Annotated in this window: 1 protein-coding gene; it reads right to left on the bottom strand. The window is 39.0% G+C overall.

Annotation, left to right across the window (positions count from 1 at the left end; genetic code table 11):
• A partial coding sequence (locus AOA60_RS01305) for an SNF2 helicase associated domain-containing protein (RefSeq protein ID WP_143522321.1) occupies positions 1-292 on the bottom strand: 292 nt, incomplete at both ends.

The raw sequence follows: 292 nt of genomic DNA, 5'->3' as shown, positions 1-292 counted from the left end.
CATTCGCCTCCACTTCAATCGTAGGGCGCTCCTGTGGTTCATACATCAGACCTTTTACTTGCGTTGTTGCATACACTTCAACCCATTCAGATAAAATTGGAAGAACATCCATGACAAAATCAAGAATGTCATCAAAATCTTCAAGGTACAATTCTCTCCCATTATATTTAAATGGCACTTTTTCCACATGAGAAAGGATAAACAATTCCTTTTCCACATCTCGAACTGTTACAACGCCATGATTATGATTCGTCGTTTCAAATGGAGAGTACTGCTCTTCCCCATATTGGAA

Source organism: Pseudomonas sp. 2822-17 (assembly GCF_002742485.1).
Lineage (GTDB): Bacteria > Pseudomonadota > Gammaproteobacteria > Pseudomonadales > Pseudomonadaceae > Aquipseudomonas > Aquipseudomonas cyclaminis.
Note: the sequence above shows the minus strand (reverse complement) of the source record. Positions and strands in the feature narration are given on the sequence as shown.